This is a genomic window from Bacillus cereus group sp. MYBKT14-1, from assembly GCF_051915185.1.
Classification (GTDB): domain Bacteria; phylum Bacillota; class Bacilli; order Bacillales; family Bacillaceae_G; genus Bacillus_A; species Bacillus_A cereus.
In genome coordinates this window covers 33,976-50,183 of the sequence record NZ_JBQAEF010000006.1, presented here as the reverse complement: position 1 = coordinate 50,183, position 16,208 = coordinate 33,976, and the positions used below count along the sequence as shown (strand labels likewise).

Genomic DNA, 16,208 nt, shown 5'->3' with positions numbered 1-16,208 from the left:
GGAGGAATTCGAATGAAAAAGAAAATTGCAGAGTATGAAGTTGGTGAACAAGTCGATATTTTCTTGTTAATTAAAACAGCGACAAAAGGTATCGCAAGCAATGGAAAGCCATTTTTAACAGTAATCTTACAAGATCCAAGTGGAGATATTGAAGCAAAATTGTGGGACGTATCACCAGAAGTTGAGAAACAATATGTAGCGGAAACAATCGTGAAAGTAGCTGGAGATATTTTAAACTACAAAGGACGTATTCAATTACGTGTGAAACAAATCCGTGTTGCGAATGAAAATGAAGTAACAGACATCTCAGACTTCGTAGAAAAAGCACCAGTGAAAAAAGAAGATATGGTTGAGAAAATTACGCAATACATATTTGAAATGAGAAACCCGAACATTCAACGTCTAACAAGACATTTATTAAATAAGCATCAAAACGAATTTTTAGACTATCCAGCAGCGACAAAGAACCATCACGAGTTCGTATCTGGACTAGCTTATCACGTCGTATCAATGCTTGATTTAGCGAAAGCTATCTCAAATCTATACCCATCGTTAGATAAAGACTTACTATATGCAGGCGTTATTTTACATGACCTTGGTAAAGTAATCGAACTATCTGGCCCAATTTCTACAACGTATACGTTAGAAGGAAATTTACTAGGCCACATTTCTATTATGGTGAACGAAATTGGTAAAGCGGCAGACGAATTGCAAATCGATGCAGAAGAAGTATTAATTCTTCAACACATCGTCCTTTCTCACCACGGAAAAGCAGAATGGGGTAGTCCAAAACCACCATTAGTAAAAGAAGCAGAAATTCTGCATTACATCGATAACTTAGATGCAAAAATGAACATGATGGACCGCGCATTAGGACGCACAAAACCAGGCGAATATACAGAACGTGTCTTTGCTCTTGATAATCGTTCGTTCTATAAACCGTCGTTCCATAATTAATAGTGTGAATAAAGTGGCCTCATTAAGTTTTAAAAGCTTAGTGAGGCTATTTTTATAGGAAGTAAATAATATGATACAAAAAATATCTCGAATTTGAGATAAATCTCTTGCTTTTTAATCACTTGAGGTGTAAAGTGATAGTAACGAAAGCGATTGAGTCATATGAAAACATACACTCAGTTGTTTTTGATTAAAACAAAGTAACTTATACAGTAAAAACTAAGATGAATTTACAAAAATATAATTAAGAATAAATTGAAAAGCTAAAAACCATATTAGTTGTGGGAAATGTTATTTTTTTAGTTGTCACTTGACTAGTAAAACGAAACGGAGGAATAACCAATGTATGAAATTAAAGGGCATCATCACATTTCAATGGTTACGAAAAATGCAAATGAAAATAATCACTTTTATAAAAACGTGCTTGGCTTACGTCGTGTGAAAATGACAGTAAACCAAGATGATCCGTCAATGTACCACTTATTTTATGGAGATAAAACAGGAAGTCCAGGTACGGAATTATCATTTTTTGAAATTCCATTAGTAGGAAGAACATATCGCGGTACGAATGCGATTACTCGAATTGGATTACTCGTTCCTTCAGAGGAAAGCTTACATTACTGGAAAGAACGATTTGAGAAATTTGATGTGAAACATAGTGAAATGACAACATATGCAAATCGTCCTGCTTTACAATTTGAGGATGCTGAAGGTCTTCGCTTAGTACTACTCGTTTCAAACGGAGAAAAAGTAGAGCACTGGGAAACTTGGGAGAAATCAGAAGTTCCTGCAGAGCATCAAATTCAAGGAATGGGTTCTGTAGAAATGACCGTTCGTAGACTTGATAAAATGGCGAGTACACTTACAGAAATGTTTGGTTATACAGAGGTTAGCCGCAGCGAAGAGGAAGCAATTTTCCAGTCCATTAAAGGAGAGGCTTTTGGAGAAATCGTTGTGAAATATTTAGATGGTCCTACTGAAAAACCGGGCCGAGGCAGCATTCACCATTTAGCAATTCGCGTGAAAAACGATGCAGAGCTTGCCTATTGGGAAGAACAAGTGAAACAAAGAGGCTTCCATTCTTCAGGAATCATCGACCGTTTCTACTTTAAAAGCTTATATTTCCGTGAATCAAACGGAATCCTATTTGAAATTGCGACAGATGGACCAGGGTTTACAGTTGATGGAGATGTAGAACATTTAGGAGAAAAACTTGATTTACCACCGTTCTTAGAAGATCAGCGAGCAGAAATTGAAGCGAATTTAGCACCGCTTGAAGAGAAGTAATAGAAGAAAATATACAACTTTAACATATAAATGAAACCCATTGGAGGAATATAAAATGAACCAATTAAAAGGAATTCACCACGTTACAGCGATTACAAGTAGTGCAGAAAAGAACTATGAGTTTTTCACTCACATTTTAGGAATGCGTTTAGTTAAAAAAACAGTAAACCAAGATGATATTCAAACGTATCATTTATTCTTTGCAGATGATAAAGGTAGTGCAGGAACAGATATGACATTCTTTGACTTCCCAGGTATTCCAAAAGGAGTACACGGTACGAATGAAATTTCAAAAACTTCATTCCGAGTGCCAACTGATGCAGCGTTAGCATATTGGGTGAAACGTTTTGACCGTCTTGAAGTAGAACATACAGGAATTAAAGAGCAATTTGGTAAGAAAACTCTTTCTTTCGTTGACTTTGATGACCAACACTATCAATTAATCTCAGATGAACTTGATAAAGGGATCGAATCAGGTACACCATGGCAAAACGGACCAGTTCCATTAGAATATGCAATTACTGGTTTAGGACCTGTATTCATTCGTATCGCAAACTTTAGTTTCTTCAAAGAAGTGTTAGAAAAAGTTTTATTATTTAAAGAGGTTGCGCAAGAAGGAGAATTCTATTTATTTGAAGTGAACAAAGGCGGAAACGGTGCCTCTGTCATCGTAGAACATAATACAATTCTTCCAGAAGCACGACAAGGTTTTGGTACAGTGCACCATGCTGCATTCCGCGTAGAAAATCGCGCTGTATTAGAAGAATGGATCGAGAGAATCAGTAGTGTTGGTCTTCCTTCATCTGGTTACGTAGACCGTCATTTCTTTGAATCATTATATGCAAGAGTTGCACCACAAATTTTATTTGAATTTGCAACAGATGGCCCAGGATTTATGGGAGATGAGCCATACGAAACACTTGGCGAAAAATTATCTTTACCTCCATTCCTAGAGCCAAAACGTGAAGAAATCGAAAAATTAGTTCGTCCAATTGATACAGTAAGAAGCACGAAGGAATTTATTAAAGAGTAAAAATAGAGCAAGTAGTTTTAGCGGAGTGCTGGAACTGCTTGCTTTTTTATTTATTCTAGTAAGTTTTCTGACAATTGTTTCTCAAGTTATTAAAAAGGAAAACTTTGGTATAATTAATTAAAATATTAAATTTTCTGATAATTATTTTTCAATGCATAGAAAAGGAGTGGTAATATACAATTTTGATAATTGTATAAAAATCCTAATTTTGTAATTTTGGAGAAAAGGGGATGCGAGTGTATGGGAGCAGATGTAGTAACAAGGGAGCAAATGAAACATTCTTTAGATGATTGGTATCGTGTAATGTTGCAGCAAAATATAGAGAAAGCTACGGAAATGAAAGAGGAGATTGAAAGTAAGATTAGTGGTTTGGACGTGGATCAGGATGTATTGCTTTATCATGCGTTGTTGAATTTTAGATATGATGCATTAGTGGATTGGATTGGGGTTAGAGAAGATAGTTTTGATAAAGTGGAATCTTTTGAAATCCCGGCAGAAGGTGTTCTAGCTTATTACTATCACTTTTTTAAAGGGTTTCATTGCACATTAATTTCAAATTATAACGAAGCGAAAGAACAGTATGAGCAAGCTGAGAAGTTATTGAAATATATTGCAGATCCGATAGAACATGCGGAGTTTAATTATCGGATGGGGAATTTCTATTATCAAAAATATGACCAAGTTCATGCAATAGATTACTTGAATAGGGCAAAAGCAGCATTTTTACAATATCCAGGTTATGAAATAAAAGTAGGATTATGTGAAAATGCTTTTGGACTATGTTGTGTAGACATAGATCACTATGAATTAGCGGAAGAAAACTTTAATTCTGCTATGGAAGTATTGCAAAAAGCAGATCAAAAAAAATATATGCTAATGGTTCGGCATAATTTAGCTTGGCTTTATGCTAGTCAAAATCTTTCAGAATTAGCAATTCGTCATATATCTGAGGTGACCAAAAACTACCCAGAACACTTTAAAGCCTTATTTGTAGAAGCGCGTGAACATTACAAATTAGGACAATATAATTTAGCGAATCCAATCGTTGAAAAAGGTTTAAATATTTGTGTTGATTTAGGAGAAAAAGAATTTCAACATCGGTTTAAAATTTTGAAAGAACTCAATGGAAAATCTTCAGTATCAATTATTGAAGATGTAATTTTAGAAGGACTTTCTTATTTTGAGAGAGAAAGATTATGGGATTGTATTCAAGAATACACTGAAATTTTAGCACTGAAATTTTATGAATTTGATGATCATGTTAAGGCAAGTAAATATTTTTATATGAATAATAAGGCTCAAAAAAATATATTGGAAAAGGGAGCGTTAAAATAATGAAGAAATTTCGTTTGGCTATTGTTGGGACTGCATTAGTAGGGGTATTATCAATTGGGTTCAATAGTTCTTTTACAAATCAAGCTGTAAATATTGGTGACACAGGAGGGGCACCAGCAAGACCAGACTACGTTAATATTGGTGACACAGGAGGAGCACCAGCAAGACCAGACTACGTTAACATTGGCGACACGGGCGGAGCACCAGCAGATAATAAAGGCGGTGGCGGTATTAGCAAGCAAGACTCACACGCTGATCATTTTTAAATTAAATAATAACAAAGAAAGGGATCTCACAACGAGGTCCTTTTCTTTGTTATTAGGCCATGTAGAGAAAAGAATTGACTTACTTTAAATATGTAACTATAATAGTTACAGGATAACCATTAGTAATAGAAATGAGTTATATTTTTTTAGTTTAATTGTAACTGTATTAGTTACAATTAAAAAGAGAACATAAAATAACCAAAAAATGTAAAAACTTTTAAATAGCAACAAGAGAAAGGAGACGGGAACTTTGAAACGGTTTAAGTTTTATATGATTAGCGGTATTGTGCTCGTTTTGTTAATTGTTTGTAACTTCGTTGATAAGCCGATTGCGAAGGTTGGAGAAGTGAAAGATACTGTTATGATGAAGCTGAATACGAAAGAGAGTATGGCGCAAATTGATGGGCAGACGATTTATTTTAAACAAATTGGTGAGGGGAAACCTCCTTTACTTATGCTGCATGGGTTTGGTGGTTCTTCTGATGGGTTTAGTGATATTTATCCGGAACTAGCGCGAGACCATACGATTATTGCGGTTGATATTTTAGGGTTTGGGCGTTCTTCTAAGCCAGTTGATTTTCAGTATTCGTTTCCTGCGCAAGTGAATTTATATTATAAGTTAATGAAGAAGCTCGGATACGATCAGTTTGCGGTGCTCGGCCATTCAATGGGCGGAGAGATGTCCCTCAATTTAGCGTATTTATATCCAGACGCAGTGACGCATCTCATCTTGGCGGATGCTACAGGGATAGAGTCTTTCCAGCAAAAAGAAAGTTATGAAGTACCACCGCTATCGACGGACTTACAAACTGTAACTGAGATTACGAAGTATAATAAAAATGAAGTGAAAAATAGTCGTGATGATAAAGAGCATTATGATCAGCTTACGAAAATGAGAGAGCGCCGCATTGCGATGGAAGCTGATAAAATTAAGGTACCGACTTTAATTATATGGGGACGACATGATAAGAGTGTTTCTTGGAAAAATGGTGAACTGTATCATGGGCTATTTGCGAATAGTACGTTTCATATTATTGAAAAAGGATACCACGCACCGTTTCGTCAAGAACCAATTGAGTTTATGGAATATGTACAAGCATTTTTCGCGAAGCATCCACAATAAAAATTTTAAGCATAAATCCACTTCTTTCCTCATAGAGTGAAACTAATAAGGCTTGTCTAAGGAAAGGAATGAAGTGATTTGGAAACTTTACCATGGTGGGTGTATCTTGTAATTGTCGGGATTGTACTAAGTGGCTACATGGTTTTATATACTTCGAAAAAAGAGCAAGATATGGATAATGAGTTTATCGAAAAAGAAGGCGAAGTATATATGAAGCGCTTAGAAGAAGAGCGCGAGAAACGTAATCAGGATAGTGATAAGGATTCTGTATTGCTTTAATAGAAATTTTGAAAGGCTACCACCTAGTAGAATTTTACAACTAGGTGGTAGCTTTTTTCTTCTGGGGGAGCAGTATATGTTCATCAAGCTAAGGTTATATTAGTTTAATTTTACATGTATAAGAGAGTCATCATAAACTTTTATTGATGGTATTTATATATATTTTTCCTCATAAGAATGGAACTAGCGGGGATTTTACTGGGGGGGATTAACAATGCATAGGGATGAAACTTCATTACATCCTGATACAGGCGTTACGTCTGTAATGTTTGTTGAGCGTTCATTAAATGAAATTCGTTTTTGGTCTAGAATCATGAAAGAGCATTCTTTTTTTCTTCGCTTGGGATTTAGGTGCGAGGATACTCAACTAATCGAAGAGGCGAATCAATTTTATCGATTGTTTGAACATATTGAACAAATAGCGCATTCCTATACAAATGAAACAGATCCTGAGCAAATAAAAAGATTTAATGCAGAAGTACAACAAGCCGCAACTAATATTTGGGGATTTAAACGAAAAATTTTAGGATTAATTCTCACATGTAAATTGCCAGGACAAAATAACTTTCCACTTTTAGTTGACCATACAAGTAGGGAAGCTGATTATTTTAGAAAACGTTTAATACAATTAAATGAAGGTAAATTAGATGCCCTTCCTGATGCTATTATTAAAGAAAATGTTTTCTTTTTACGGATTATGGCAGACCATGCTAAATTTATTGGCCATCTTCTTGATCCGTCGGAAAGAAAGCTTGTAGATACAGCACGAAATTTTAGCAATGATTTTGATGAATTGATGTATCAAGCAATTGACTTAGAATCTATGAAACCACAATCCCAAACAGCTCCTCTTTTAGATCAATTTTTAGATCAAAATCGCGTGTCAGTTGCATCTCTTCGGGATTTTAAGAAAACAGCACGTGATTTAATTGAGCAATGTAAAATAAAGAGTATCATTCATCCATTATTAGCAGACCATGTTTTCCGTGAAGCTGATAGATTTCTTGAAATCATTGATATGTATGATGTTCATCTTACAAATATTCAATCACAACCTAGATATTAGAAGATAAGGAAAGATACTATTTTTCCTTAAGCTGAGAAGTTAACAATTTATTGTTAGCTTCTTTTCTTTGTGATTAAAATTTCCTTTTAAGGACTACATAAATCCCTTTGACCAAATATGTAATTCTTTGTAAAATGTTATATATGGAAAGATTATGAATATACAGGAAATCTATGGGTAGTAGATTCTAATAAATTACTCGGGGGAAATTTATTAATTAAGTATATTAACTTTTTCACATTAAATTTTACAACTAAAGGGGTAGTAGTAATCATGAAGGCAAAGAAATTAGTAAGTTTAGCATTACCAGTTATGTTATTGAGCGGTTGTATTACAATTGAAACGGATGGTAAGAAAGCTAATGAACCAAAGAAAGAAGAAACACAACAGGTAGAGAAAGAAAATAAGGCTTCTGAAAAAGAGAGTAAGTCAACTGATAGCAAGAAAGAGGATAGCTTATCTGTAGCGAAAGGTGAAGGTACAAACAGTAGTTCATCAAGTAGTCAACCAAGTTCTTCTTCAAATAATTCAACTTCTTCACCTGGTAAGGTAACTGGTTCAGATGTTGAAAGGTACAAGGCAGATATCATAAATAGTGCTACTCAAATTGAAGATACAATGAAATTAATTGAAGGAATAGCAGATTCAGACGTAAAATCATACAAACAAAAGAAAAGTGAAGTACAACTAAGTTTAGGTGGAGCAAAGGCAACAACGAAGAAACTGAAGAATTTACAAGCGCCCCCTGAGTTACAGGGAGAACAGGCGAAGATAAAGCAATCGATGGAACTGTATGCGGATTGTTTTCAACTTCTTTTTGATGCATTGGACCAAGAAGACGAGAGTAAAATGCATCAATCATTAAGTAAAGCACAAGAAGGTTCAAAACTGTTTGAAGAAGCAGCGAAGAGTATTGGTAGTAAAACCAACTAAAAATAAAGTATTTAAAGGGGTATTTGTAAGTGCAGTTGGTGCAAGTGAAGAGTTAGGAATTAGTTATGGAAACACATTACAAATTTATCAAATGGACGATAATGTTCGTATTCGATATGTAAAACAATAAATAATTGGTGAAAAACTCTGTAATAAATTTTACAGGGTTTTTTATTAGTTTTAATTTAATTTCTTCATTATCTTTCCAGACGCTGTCCATACTAGTATAAGTTGAGAAATGAACAAAACGATAATGATAGGAAGATAATGTAACTCCATAGTAACTGTAACCATCTAAAGCCCAATTCATACACTATGATGGAGGATTTTTACTTCATAACCGGATGAAAAAGGAGTGTAATCATGAAGAAACGTACTGTTAATGAAGCGGGAGGGAATGTGCCGCAACCAATCCGTAGCGACGGAGCAGGTGCGATTGATTCTGGACCTCGTAATGTTATGCGGGATATTCAAAATCCGAATATGCTTGTTCCGCCTATAACGGATGCAGGGTTAGTTCCTAACTTGAAGTTTTCATTCTCGGACACTTCTATGATTTTGAAACAAGGCGGGTGGTCTCGGGAGATTACTGCTCGGGAACTACCGGTTTCGACGACGATTGCCGGAGTAAATATGAGTTTAACGGCCGGTGGAGTACGAGAACTACATTGGCATAAAGAAGCAGAATGGGCGTATATGCTTTTAGGACGGGCGCGCATAACGGCTGTTGATCAAAATGGACGGAATTTTATTGCTGATGTTGGACCAGGTGATCTTTGGTATTTTCCTCCTGGTATTCCGCATTCCATTCAAGGATTGGAACATTGTGAATTTCTACTCGTTTTCGATGATGGGCATTTTTCTGATTTATCTACTTTAGCTATTTCTGATTGGTTTGCGCATATGCCAAAAGAAGTGTTATCGGCTAATTTTGGAGTACCTGAGAGTGTTTTTCGTTCTCTCCCTTCAGATCAAGTTTATATTTATCAAGGAGAGGTGCCAGGTTCGCTTGAAAGTCAGGAAGTTCAATCACCGAAAGGAGAAGTTCCTTTAACATTTAAACATGAATTGTTAAAACAAAAGCCGATTAAGACGCCTGGTGGTAGCGTTCGAATTGTAGATTCTACAAATTTCCCTATTTCAAAAACAATCGCAGCAGCGCTCGTTGAGGTTGAGCCTGGTGGAATGAGAGAACTTCATTGGCACCCGAATAATGATGAATGGCAATATTATTTGACAGGGGAAGCGAGAATGACTGTGTTTCTTGGAAATGGTACCGCTCGTACATTTGATTATAGAGCTGGTGATGTCGGATATGTACCATTTGCGACGGGGCATTATATCCAAAATACAGGTGACGAAACATTATGGTTTTTAGAGATGTTCAGAAGCAATCGTTTTGAAGATGTATCGTTAAATCAATGGATGGCACTGACTCCTAAAGAAATAGTGGAGAGTAATATACGTGTTGGGCCGCAAGTAATGGATTCTCTTCGTAAGGAGAAGTGGCCTGTTGTGAAATATCCGGGGTTTTCATATAGTCCGAAAAGTGATGAGTAAAAATGAAAATTTGCGTTATTCTTTCTGGAGACTGATAAGAAGGGATGGCGTATTTTTTATGCCTAATCTAGTCTTTATCCCGCTATTTGCGGGGCAGTAAGACCCACCTCAAAATTCAGCGGAATCAAAGAAGTTAGGTGGGGCGCGGGCTGTCCGTAAAAGCCCGATTAGTGAGGGCTGATTAAAGTTTCACTTTATTAGTATCCGTCCCTTGTATTATTGTTCGGGAAATTATTATTGGAGCATAGTATAGGGAAGATACATATAAAAGAGCGCCATTATAAGCTGTAACGTATAAGTTGTGCAGGAAATGCAACAATAACTCGCTTTACTCTTCATCATTTATTTGAACATAATGGGCATAGAGAGGTGATAAACACAGTATGATTTTTAGTGAGCGTTTAAAAGAAGAACGAGAAAAACGAAATTGGTCGCAACATGATTTGGCTGAAAAACTTCATGTGAGCAGGCAATCTGTTTCGAAATGGGAGACGGGAAAGAACTATCCGAGCATTGAAATTATTATTCATTTAAGTGATCTGTTCGGTATTACAATTGATGAACTGCTAAGGAGTGATGAAGAATTGACGCAGAAAATAATTGAAGATAGTAAGCAATTGGCGTATCCAAAATGGAAGGTGTTTTTTGATAGTCTATTTATGATAGGAGTATTTTTGTTTATTGCAAAAATCGTTGTATGGATGCTAAATAAGTTTGCTGGAGCAAGTATTACAATTGTAGCAGATGCGCCATATGTAATGAATCTTTTGCCCCTTGTATTCATGATTATAGGTGGTATAGGTTCCGATAAGTTGAAGAAAATATATAAATAGAGGAAAGATTTGAAAGAAATCCCCAACACTGGCTGTTCTTTTCACTTAAATTGTGTACTATAAAGGATAGGATGACATAAAGAAGGGGACATTTAGAATGGAATTTCATGAACAGAAGATTTTGCCGGCAGTGAGGCAAATTAAAGATTTGGAAAAGCTATTACATAGTTCGTATGAATATATCGTTATTTTAGATATTCATGTCGGTCAATTGAAGAGTGTTATATCGCTTGCGAAGCAATATTGTAAAAAGGTGTTTTTACATGTGGATTTAATTCATGGTTTGCAGAGTGATGGGCATGCGACGGAATATTTATGTCAGGAGTTTAGACCGTACGGGTTACTTTCAACAAAGGCGAGTGTTATTATGAAGGCGAAGCAAAAAGGTGTTGTGGCAATACAACGCATCTTTTTAATCGATTCGAGTGCGATGGAAAAGAGCTGCAATCTTTTAGATAAGACGAAACCGGATTATATTGAGGTACTTCCTGGAGCATTAACGGATGTTATCGCTGAAGTGAAAGAGCGTACTGGTGTACCGATTTTAGCAGGTGGTTTTATTCGTACTGTAGAAGATGTGGAAAGAGCATTAAACGCTGGTGCGACAGCAATTACGACATCAAAACGTGAACTATGGAAACATTACCAAAAAAAGTGACGAAAATGTGAATTTTTTCGTTGACACCGCTTTCATTTACGGTTAACATTATAGACAAGTTAATAAACGTGACGGAGAAAAGTAGAGATCCACATTTCATTGTTTCTATATAAATTTATATAGAAGCGTGCAAGCTGTGGGTCTTTTTCTTTTGACAAAAACGAATGGCCATTCATTTTACCTCTATCACATTTGAAAGCGTTTAAATTGATTGTGGAGGGATACTATGTCAGCATTTTTAGGAGAGTTAATAGGGACTGCGTTGTTAATCGTACTTGGTGGCGGCGTTTGTGCTGGTGTAAGTTTAAAGAAATCGTTTGCGAAAGATTCAGGTTGGATTGTTATTACAATGGGCTGGGGCTTAGCAGTAGCGGTTGCAGCGTATGCGGTTGGATCAATTAGTGGGGCACATTTGAATCCAGCGTTAACGATAGGATTAGCATTTAAGGGAGCGTTCCCATGGAGTGACGTACCAGGTTATATCGTAGCACAAATGATTGGGGCAATTATCGGGGCAGTTATCGTATATTTACATTACTTACCACACTGGAAAGAAACAGAAGATCCAGGAACAAAGTTAGGTGTATTTGCAACAGGTCCAGCAATTCCGAACACATTTGCAAACCTTTTAAGTGAAATGATTGGAACATTCGTTTTAGTATTTGGTATATTAGCAATTGGTGCAAATAAATTTGCAGATGGATTAAATCCATTTATCGTAGGTTTCTTAATTGTAAGTATTGGTTTATCATTAGGTGGGACAACAGGATACGCAATTAACCCAGCGCGTGATTTAGGTCCGCGTATCGCACACTTCTTCCTTCCGATTGCAGGAAAAGGCGGTTCAAACTGGAAGTATGCATGGATTCCAGTAGTTGGTCCAATTTTAGGTGGATCACTTGCAGGTTTATTCCATCAAGTTGTATTTGAAGGAAAACAAAATTCAGCACTTATTTATGTGATTATCGCAACTGTGATTGTACTAGCAATCTCTTATATGACAAGTAAAAAAAGCGGAAGCAATACAAATAGTAGAAAAGTAGCATAAGGGGGAAACCGATATGAAAAAATATATTCTTTCATTAGACCAAGGAACAACGAGCTCACGCGCAATTCTTTTCAATAAAAAAGGTGAAATTGTTCATTCAGCTCAAAAAGAGTTTACACAACATTTTCCAAAGCCGGGCTGGGTAGAGCATAATGCACAAGAAATTTGGGGATCTATTTTAGCAGTTATCGCAACTTGCTTAAGCGAAGCAGATGTAAAACCAGAACAAATCGCAGGTATCGGTATTACGAACCAACGTGAAACAACGGTTGTATGGGATAAAACAACTAGTAAACCAATTTACAACGCAATCGTATGGCAATCTCGCCAAACAGCTGAAATTTGTGATGAGTTAAAAGAAAAAGGTTATAGCGAAATGGTTCGCGAAAAAACAGGTCTTTTAATTGATGCATACTTCTCTGGTACGAAAGTAAAATGGATTTTAGATAACGTTGAAGGTGCAAGAGAAAAAGCAGAAAACGGCGATTTATTATTCGGAACAATTGATTCGTGGCTTGTATGGAAACTATCTGGTGGTAAAGCACACGTAACAGATTACTCAAACGCATCACGTACGTTAATGTTTAACATTCACGACTTACAGTGGGATGATGAGCTTCTAGAAATGTTAACAGTACCAAAGAGCATGCTTCCAGAAGTGCGTCCATCATCTGAAATTTACGGAGAAACAATTGATTACCACTTCTTCGGCCAAAATGTACCGATTGCAGGTGTAGCTGGTGACCAACAAGCAGCATTATTTGGACAAGCTTGTTTCGGTGAAGGTATGGCGAAAAATACTTACGGAACTGGTTGCTTCATGTTAATGAACACAGGTGAAAAAGCAGTAGCTTCTGAGCACGGTCTATTAACAACAATTGCATGGGGAATAGATGGTAAAGTAAACTACGCATTAGAAGGAAGTATTTTCGTAGCGGGTTCTGCAATTCAATGGTTACGTGACGGAATGCGCATGTTTAAAGATGCAAGTGAGAGTGAAGTGTATGCGAGTCGCGTTGAATCAACTGACGGTGTATACGTTGTACCAGCATTCGTTGGACTAGGAACACCTTATTGGGATAGTGAAGTACGCGGCGCTATGTTTGGTGTAACGCGCGGTACGACGAAAGAGCATTTCATTCGTGCAACGCTAGAATCTTTAGCTTACCAAACGAAAGATGTATTATGCGCAATGGAAGCAGATTCAGGTATTGAGCTGAAAACATTACGCGTTGATGGCGGAGCAGTTAAAAATAACTTCTTAATGAAGTTCCAAAGTGATATTTTAGATGTTCCTGTAGAGCGTCCAGTAATCAACGAAACAACGGCTCTAGGTGCAGCATACTTAGCTGGTCTTGCGGTTGGATATTGGAAAAACCAAGATGAAATTAAAGAACAGTGGCATATGGACAAACGCTTTGAACCAACGATGGAAGCGAAAACAAGCGAAGAGCTATATGCTGGATGGAAAAAAGCAATTGAAGCAACAAAAGCTTTCAAATAATCATAAACAGTGTTATAATGGTGACAAGTTAATAATTCGGTAGGAGATTTGGAGAGACCACAACGCGCTATAGAGGCGAAATCTATAGCGGAGTTTGTGGTCTCTTTTTTCGTTATCAAAGGGAGGAATTACCATGAAATTTTCAAGTAAACAACGTAAAGACGTATTAAACGGAGTAAATAAACAAGAGTTAGATGTGATCGTAATTGGTGGAGGTATTACTGGTTCTGGTATTGCATTAGATGGAGCAACACGCGGGTTATCAACAATTGTGTTTGAAATGCAGGACTTTGCAGCAGGTACATCAAGTCGTTCAACGAAGCTTGTACACGGTGGTCTACGTTATTTAAAACAACTTGAAGTGAAAATGGTAGCAGAGGTGGGGAAAGAGCGTGCGATCGTATATGAGAACGGTCCCCATGTAACAACACCAGAGTGGATGTTACTTCCGTTCCATACAGGCGGTACGTTCGGATCATTTAGTACATCAATTGGTCTTCGTGTATACGACTTCTTAGCAGGTGTAAAACGAAGCGAGCGCAGAAAGATGTTTAACCGTGAAGAAACGCTAAACAAAGAGCCTCTTGTAAAAAAAGAAGGATTAAAAGGCGGCGGTTACTACGTAGAATATCGTACAGACGATGCGCGTCTTACAATTGAAGTAATGAAAGAAGCAATTGAGCATGGTGCGAAAGCTGTTAACTACGCAAAAGTAGACAGTTTCTTATATAAAGATGGAAAAGTATGTGGTGTACGTGTAATCGATTTACTAGACGGTGAAGTATATGAAGTTTACGGTAAGAAAATTGTAAACGCAGCTGGTCCTTGGGTAGATACACTTCGTGAAAAAGATAACTCGAAAAAAGGAAAAGTACTTCAGTTATCAAAAGGTGTTCACTTAGTAATTGATCAAAAACGTTTCCCATTAGGTCAAGCGATTTACTTCGATACACCAGATAAACGTATGGTGTTCGCGATTCCTCGCGGAGGAAAAACATACGTAGGTACAACAGATACGTTCTATGATAAAGACGCAGCTGTACCACAAATGACAACAGAAGATCGCACATATATCATTAATGCGATTAACTACATGTTCCCAAGCGTGAAAATTACAGAGAAAGACATCGAATCAAGCTGGGCTGGTGTACGTCCGTTAATTTACGAAGAAGGTAAGAGTGCATCTGAAATTTCTCGTAAAGACGAAATTTGGACTTCTGAATCTGGTTTAATTACAATCGCAGGTGGTAAATTAACTGGATACCGCAAAATGGCTGAAATGGTAGTAGACTACGTAACGAACTTACTACAAAAAGAAGGTCATAGCGCATATCCGAAGAGCGACACGAAACATATGCCAATCTCTGGTGGACATGTAGATGGTTCACACGGATTCCCAGCATTCGTTGCGAAAAAAGCTGGCGAAGGTACGAAATATGGTTTAACAACAGCACAAGCAGAAGAATTCGCGAAATTCTACGGCTCTAACGTTGACGTACTATTTGATTTAGCGAAAAAACATAAAGACGAAGCGAAAGAATACAACATGCCACTAGACGTTCTAATCCCGCTTGTATACGCAATGGATTACGAAATGACAGCAAAGCCAGTTGACTTCTTCGTACGCCGTAGAGGCGCTGTATTCTTCAATATCCACTGGGTATACGAGTGGAAAGAAGCAGTAATCAACTACATGGCTGCGAAACTAGGCTGGAGCAAAGAAGAACAAATGAAATACACAGCTGAACTAGAAAAAGCATTAACAGACGCTGTAATTCCTGTAGATCAACAAGAACAGGCAGCTGCGTTAGCATAAAATAGAGAACCACCTGAAGGGGAGCCTTTAGGTGGTTTTTTGTTTTATTATGCACGCACTAAAACCGTGATTATAAGTAAATAGAGTGTATTAATTTTATTTTGAATATTAAGGTTTCTAATGGGTTTATAAGCTTTTTTGCATAAAATAAAAAAAGACAGAACACTCATGAATTTCTGTCTTGTACAACCATACTTCTATGGTGGTAGTAGATGTGGTTATTGAACAATCAAATCAACAATTTAATTGAGAACCGCCCTTACCTTTTTCGCAAGCAGGGTGTTTTTCACTTTTTGTACCGCACGAAATCATTAAAACGATATGTGAAGTAACAAAGAACAAGAAGGAAACGTATGTTTCAAACGGGGACAGTTAAAATTAAATAAATTTCCATCAAAGAACCCTCTTCTATTTTGTACTAGATGATTAGAAGAATTTTTATATTTGAAAATTATAATTAAGTGGGAGTATTCGGACTCTCTTCTGTCAGAATCTTTAGATAGATGTATC

At 36.8% G+C, this 16,208-nt stretch carries 16 protein-coding genes; all 16 read left to right on the top strand.

The genetic code is table 11. The features are described 5' to 3' along the window. Positions 1–12 precede the first annotated feature (12 nt). The gene (gene yhaM, locus ACTFO4_RS16410; protein ID WP_000726638.1) at positions 13–957 is read left to right on the top strand and encodes a 3'-5' exoribonuclease YhaM; all 945 of its coding nucleotides are present in this window, start codon (positions 13–15) and stop codon (positions 955–957) included. 342 nt (positions 958–1,299) lie between these two features. Further along, entirely contained in the window at positions 1,300–2,244 is a 945-nt protein-coding gene (locus tag ACTFO4_RS16405) for a ring-cleaving dioxygenase (RefSeq protein WP_017673399.1), read from the top strand. A gap of 55 nt (positions 2,245–2,299) precedes the next feature. Further along, positions 2,300–3,277, top strand: coding sequence for a ring-cleaving dioxygenase (locus ACTFO4_RS16400; RefSeq protein WP_326234758.1), 978 nt, complete (start codon positions 2,300–2,302; stop codon positions 3,275–3,277). Positions 3,278–3,517: 240 nt separating this feature from the next. Continuing rightward, positions 3,518–4,612 carry a RapH N-terminal domain-containing protein gene (locus ACTFO4_RS16395; RefSeq protein WP_086385436.1) on the top strand — a complete coding sequence of 365 codons (1,095 nt, stop codon included), beginning with the start codon at positions 3,518–3,520 and terminating at the stop codon, positions 4,610–4,612. Continuing rightward, positions 4,612–4,878 (top strand): Phr family secreted Rap phosphatase inhibitor, encoded by a 267-nt coding sequence (locus ACTFO4_RS16390; protein ID WP_016124231.1) that lies wholly within the window; start codon positions 4,612–4,614, stop codon positions 4,876–4,878. The genes ACTFO4_RS16395 and ACTFO4_RS16390 overlap by 1 nt, the downstream gene beginning before the upstream one ends. 250 nt (positions 4,879–5,128) lie before the next feature. Further along, the gene (locus ACTFO4_RS16385) at positions 5,129–6,001 is read left to right on the top strand and encodes an alpha/beta fold hydrolase (RefSeq protein WP_070179910.1); all 873 of its coding nucleotides are present in this window, start codon (positions 5,129–5,131) and stop codon (positions 5,999–6,001) included. Between the two features lie 78 nt (positions 6,002–6,079). Then, positions 6,080–6,280, top strand: a complete 201-nt coding sequence (locus ACTFO4_RS16380; protein WP_000449223.1) for a sporulation YhaL family protein — start codon at positions 6,080–6,082, stop codon at positions 6,278–6,280. 214 nt (positions 6,281–6,494) lie between these two features. Further along, the gene (locus ACTFO4_RS16375) at positions 6,495–7,346 is read left to right on the top strand and encodes a DUF2935 domain-containing protein (protein WP_000554479.1); all 852 of its coding nucleotides are present in this window, start codon (positions 6,495–6,497) and stop codon (positions 7,344–7,346) included. A 273-nt stretch (positions 7,347–7,619) separates the two neighbouring features. Further along, on the top strand, positions 7,620–8,279 hold the full coding sequence (locus ACTFO4_RS16370) for a DUF7018 domain-containing (lipo)protein (RefSeq protein WP_100651308.1): 660 nt from the start codon (positions 7,620–7,622) through the stop codon (positions 8,277–8,279). Beyond that, positions 8,260–8,409: a hypothetical protein gene (locus tag ACTFO4_RS16365; RefSeq protein WP_000260576.1), complete on the top strand. Its 150-nt coding sequence runs from the start codon at positions 8,260–8,262 to the stop codon at positions 8,407–8,409. The genes ACTFO4_RS16370 and ACTFO4_RS16365 overlap by 20 nt, the downstream gene beginning before the upstream one ends. Positions 8,410–8,642: 233 nt before the next feature. After that, on the top strand, positions 8,643–9,839 hold the full coding sequence (locus ACTFO4_RS16360; RefSeq protein WP_326234759.1) for an oxalate decarboxylase family bicupin: 1,197 nt from the start codon (positions 8,643–8,645) through the stop codon (positions 9,837–9,839). A gap of 383 nt (positions 9,840–10,222) precedes the next feature. Continuing rightward, positions 10,223–10,672, top strand: a complete 450-nt coding sequence (locus ACTFO4_RS16355) for a helix-turn-helix domain-containing protein (protein WP_119683065.1) — start codon at positions 10,223–10,225, stop codon at positions 10,670–10,672. Between the two features lie 97 nt (positions 10,673–10,769). Further along, positions 10,770–11,330, top strand: coding sequence for a glycerol uptake operon antiterminator GlpP (gene glpP / locus ACTFO4_RS16350; RefSeq protein ID WP_000394285.1), 561 nt, complete (start codon positions 10,770–10,772; stop codon positions 11,328–11,330). A 226-nt stretch (positions 11,331–11,556) separates the two neighbouring features. Beyond that, positions 11,557–12,378: a glycerol uptake facilitator protein GlpF gene (gene glpF / locus ACTFO4_RS16345; RefSeq protein WP_001272200.1), complete on the top strand. Its 822-nt coding sequence runs from the start codon at positions 11,557–11,559 to the stop codon at positions 12,376–12,378. Between the two features lie 13 nt (positions 12,379–12,391). Beyond that, positions 12,392–13,882 carry a glycerol kinase GlpK gene (glpK, locus tag ACTFO4_RS16340; protein ID WP_000760011.1) on the top strand — a complete coding sequence of 497 codons (1,491 nt, stop codon included), beginning with the start codon at positions 12,392–12,394 and terminating at the stop codon, positions 13,880–13,882. Positions 13,883–14,015: 133 nt separating this feature from the next. Further along, positions 14,016–15,698 (top strand): aerobic glycerol-3-phosphate dehydrogenase, encoded by a 1,683-nt coding sequence (glpD, locus tag ACTFO4_RS16335; RefSeq protein WP_000672831.1) that lies wholly within the window; start codon positions 14,016–14,018, stop codon positions 15,696–15,698. The last annotated feature ends 510 nt before the right edge of the window (positions 15,699–16,208 follow it).